This window comes from Vibrio sp. S11_S32, from assembly GCF_014694465.1.
GTDB classification, from domain to species: Bacteria; Pseudomonadota; Gammaproteobacteria; order Enterobacterales; family Vibrionaceae; genus Vibrio; species Vibrio algicola.
In genome coordinates this window covers 1-4497 of sequence record NZ_JAAUWS010000089.1, presented here as the reverse complement: position 1 = coordinate 4497, position 4497 = coordinate 1, and the positions used below count along the sequence as shown (strand labels likewise).

General features: G+C 42.6%; 3 protein-coding genes and 1 tRNA gene. All 4 read right to left on the bottom strand.

The window, feature by feature from the left end; genetic code table 11:
- Window positions 1-213: 213 nt before the first annotated feature.
- A complete protein-coding gene (gene selB, locus HC723_RS16430; RefSeq protein WP_190339852.1) occupies window positions 214-2100 on the bottom strand; it encodes a selenocysteine-specific translation elongation factor in 1887 nt (628 codons plus the stop codon).
- A 16-nt stretch (window positions 2101-2116) separates the two neighbouring features.
- Window positions 2117-3475 (bottom strand): L-seryl-tRNA(Sec) selenium transferase, encoded by a 1359-nt coding sequence (gene selA, locus HC723_RS16425; RefSeq protein ID WP_190339851.1) that lies wholly within the window; start codon window positions 3473-3475, stop codon window positions 2117-2119.
- 94 nt (window positions 3476-3569) lie between these two features.
- Window positions 3570-3661: transfer RNA gene (locus HC723_RS16420), tRNA-Sec, on the bottom strand.
- 280 nt (window positions 3662-3941) lie between these two features.
- Window positions 3942-4331, bottom strand: coding sequence for a hypothetical protein (locus tag HC723_RS16415; RefSeq protein WP_190339850.1), 390 nt, complete (start codon window positions 4329-4331; stop codon window positions 3942-3944).
- Window positions 4332-4497 lie beyond the last annotated feature (166 nt).

The window sequence follows — 4497 nt, the reverse complement described above, 5'->3', positions numbered from 1 at the left end:
GGTTCTTTTTTTCTGCTCATGTGAAGATAATGAAGCATAAAAAGGATCGTTCAATAGGCAATTGTAGATCAAGTGATGATCGTCACATTCGCCTGTCAATAGGGTGCTGGTGAACGCTTACTTTATATGAGCCATAAATGATGGCATAGAAAAGACGAGCGATGAGTTTTCGTCAGCATCTTTTTGCTATGCTCAGTTCATAATTAATCGCGTTTAAGGCGTAGGATCTGCGTATGGCTTTAAAATAATGCGATCATTTTCTTGGCGGCGCACCCAACCGTCTTTTTCCATACGATTTGCCAGTGGGATTGAGTATTTACGACTTAGACCACTGCGATCTTTGATATCCCCCATGCTAATGCGATCGCCTTTAACGTGATCGGCAATAATGGCTTTGACTAATGATTGATACAACAATTGGTCGTAATAAATCTCACCTTCGATTTGCACCACATACTTTAATCGCGCCAGATTCTTAAGTTGCGCTTTTTCGGCTGAAGTAATGTCTTCTTTACTGAGCTCAAAGCCATCTTTGCCTTTACTGCGAATATCGGCCAATAGACTTTGGGCTTGCTCTGTTAAGTCATCTTCAGAATTCCCATCACCTAATACCCATTTACCATAGCTTAAATGAATTGATTGTTGCGCTTTTAAATACGAGGTGACCATTTCAACAGTTTGAATATCGGCGCGTAGATGATGACTTAGCTCTGTATTATCAAGTGCGCTCTCAGGTTGGCCGAGCGCGGTGGTGATCGAGGCGGTGATATCTTCTAACCATGCCTTGTCAAACAACCATTGCTGATGGCTAAGGGTGCTCGATTGAATAGCATTGGTATCGACAAGCTCACACTTAATATAGCCGCGCAATGAAAACTCGATCTGCGCTTGTTGTTGTGAATGGATCGGCAAACTTAACGAATTGAGTACTTGATATAATCGGCGGCGTAAAAAACCGGTGACTTCGGTTGTCCACACTATAAAACCACCATGAATTAGAGCGCTGCCACCATGTTGCATTAACGCGATAGGCTGACCAAAATACACTGGCGCCGGTTTGGTGAGTTTAATTCTGACTAAACGGGTATCTTTTAAATAGATTAATTGGCCAAAGCCATGCCAACTGCCGAGCGAGACTTCAATATTCTTATTGCTTTTTAATTCAGGCACATATTTGATGTCATCTGATAAACGCACAATCAATTGATGGGTCATCTCACATGCATTAGGTTCAGAAACCAAACAATCGCCACGTTGAATATCTTTACGCTTAATGCCTTTAAGACAAATCGCCACTCGGCTTACGCCTTCAACTTGGTCACACTCTTGATGATAAGATTGCAAACTTCGGACTTTAAACGCTTGTGATTGTTGGTTTTCTTTCGATGATGACGCGATATACACTTTATCATTAATGCTAATTGACCCTTGCGCCAAAGTGCCAGTCACCACAGTGCCAAGACCATTAATCGTAAAGCTGCGATCAATATAAAGACGGGCAGGGAGCGTATTCGTTTCATCTGCATCGGATGTCGCGGTAACTTGCTCCACGCGGCGAGGTCGAGCCGAAACGGTATCAATAATGGTTTGTTTTAGTTGATCGATACCAGCATGAGTTAAGGCTGAAACTGACACCACGTCTGGCACCAATCCAGTCATATCCATGACGCGTTCTAATGCAACATCTTCTAATTCAAGTAATTGCTGCGGTGTGACTAAATCGGATTTATTAATGCAAATAATGATGTTGCTATGACCAAGGGCTTGCGCAATTTGCACATGGTCAGTAGTCATTGGCATCCAACCTTCGGTCGCTGAGATCACCAATACCACGGCATTTAAACTGGCGATACCAGACACCATGTTGCGGATATAACGCTCATGGCCAGGAACATCCACGATCCCAATATGATTGCCGTGTGCATCGTTAAAAAATGCAAAGCCGAGATCTTGTGTCATGCCCAATTTTTGTTCATGTTCACGCGCAGTTAAAATACCAGTTAACGCATGGATTAAAGTTGTTTTACCGTGGTCAACATGACCAATCACACCAATAGAGGCATGATAAGGATTAAGTGGTTTAAGATTGGCAGTCGTCATTAATATACAATCGTCATTAGTTGAAATAATCAGCAAGCTGTTGTTGTAGAACTAAAAAATCATCATCGTTTACCGTGGCTAAATGACACAATACTTGATCATTTTGAATGGTGGTGATGATAGGGGTTGGACAACGGCGCAAGGCTCGGCTGATGGTTTGCGCGCTTTGACCATCAACTTGGATAACAACCCCACAAGATTCATATTGGGTATTAGGCAGTGTGCCGCCGCCAATGATTAAAGGTAATGATTTGAAGGTTAAATATTGCGGGAAACGTGCCACTAGAGCTTGAGCGCGCGCTAAAGTTTGCTGGTGGTTATCCACTGTTTTTTGCGCAATGCCTTGGCCAGAGCTTTGATGGTTGAGCTTTTTGATCAGTAACGCTTCGAGTAATGAGTAAACAATACGGCTAGGGCGGAAGGTGCGCATCATCGGATTCTTTTCAAGTTGCGCGACTAAATCTCCTCGACCACAAATCAGTCCCGATTGAGGGCCGCCTAAAATCTTATCGCCCGAGAAGCACACTAAGTCGACGCCCCATTTTAGATATTGGCTTACCGAGGTTTCTTGTTGCGACAGGGTTTCATTGATTAAACCAGACCCTTGATCGACCGCCAAAATAATATGGTCAGGCAAGCGTTTTGCCACCTCGTTAATATCTGGCGCTTCGGTAAAGCCTTGGATCGCAAAGTTGGATTGATGCACCATTAACACCAACGCGGTATCTTCGGTGATGGCATTGATGTAATCGTCGGCAGTGGTGATATTAGTGGTGCCTACTTCGATCATTTTAGCGCCAGTTAACGCCATAATATCAGGAATACGAAAACCGCCACCAATTTGAATTTGCTCCCCGCGCGAGATAATTACTTCTTTGCCTTTGGCGAGCTCTTGCAATAGGAGATAAACCGAAGACGCATTATTGTTAACGATCAAGCCGTCTTCTGCGCCAGTTAACGCATGCAATAATTCACAAATCAGCCCCTTACGGCCGCCACGTTTACCTGACTCAACTTGCAACTCTAAATTGTTATAACCGGTATTAATATCACGCACGCTATCCCAAATCTCAGCATCGATTGGTGATCGCCCAAGGTTGGTATGGATCACCGTGCCAGTGGCATTGATCACACGCTGTAATTTTTTACGTTGTGCGGCATAGCAACTTTTTATAATACGTCCGATGACATCAATACCCTCACAACCGTGTTGCTTAAATTGATCCGATTGTCGGATGGTTTGCAGTTCGGTTTGAATAAGGCTTTTCACCACAGGGCGGCTAAGGCTGGCGAGATAAGTTTGCAATTGGTTGGTTTGCAACAGTTGCTCAATTTGCGGTAAGCGATAATTGATTGGAGATTGGGAAGATGCCATAAATTCGCCTTTGGGAGAGAGCGGAATAGTCAATCACAGCTAACGGGTAACAAGAATGCGTTATACCCATAATGTTTAAAATTAATTAACTATTTGGCGGAAGAGGCAAGAATCGAACTTGCCAGAGCCTATTCAGCTCACATCGGTTTTGAAGACCGAGAAGGCCACCAGACCTCATCAACTTCCATCTTTTAGTGCATTTACTTAACTTTATCGAGTAAGTAAATTGAGGGGTTATACTAATGAACTTAAATAATGAGAGCCTTGCGTTAAATCAATATAAATCATCATAATGTGATCTGAGTAGATAAAAAAAGCCGCAGGCATAAAGCTCTGCGGCAATTAGGGGAGATTTAAAATTTTATTTTTACAAAGGAAGCCGTTTTACTGCAAATTAAAGCTTCGATATCAGTGACACCAAATGTGCGTCTGAGGGGATTTCAATCCAGTGTTCAATGTTAAACGATTAACAATCGGTATCATCCGCATTGACGCCTTCTTTGACTTTTTCACAACCATCTTCGATTGCATTGCCCGCATCGGTTGCCATGTCATCGGCTTTATCGCCCATATCGTCAGCATGGTCGGACATTTTATCACCCATGTCATCCGCTTTATCTGACATTTTATCCATCTTATCACCGGCTTTTTCTGCTGCATTATTAACGGATTGTTTTGCATCGGACACCATATCATTCACTTTATCTCCGGCATCATCAAAGGCTTCTTTGGTTTGTATAGAAGCTCTGTCAGCATCATCTTTCGCTTGATCGCTTGAGTTATTGTCACAAGCAGCCAGTGTTAATGCAAAAACTGCAGCGATAGTGATAGATTTTAGTCCAGATAATGTTGTCATACGAATTCCTTATTTTGCATAAAAGAGCTGAAATTGAATCCTAGATTCTCGACATAAGCGACACACACTTACCAGTAAAAGCTTCTATCGGACTCAGATAATCCAGTGTTTTCCTGGGCCGCATATTAATCAATAATCTAATATTATTGAGTACTTTTGTACTTAT

Excerpts from the sequence above, each read along its gene's own strand:
- selA (WP_190339851.1), bottom strand. The coding sequence starts at position 3,475 with ATGGCATCTTCCCAATCTCCAATCAATTATCGCTTACCGCAAATTGAG.
- HC723_RS16415 (WP_190339850.1), bottom strand. The coding sequence starts at position 4,331 with ATGACAACATTATCTGGACTAAAATCTATCACTATCGCTGCAGTTTTT.
- selB (WP_190339852.1), bottom strand. The coding sequence starts at position 2,100 with ATGACGACTGCCAATCTTAAACCACTTAATCCTTATCATGCCTCTATT.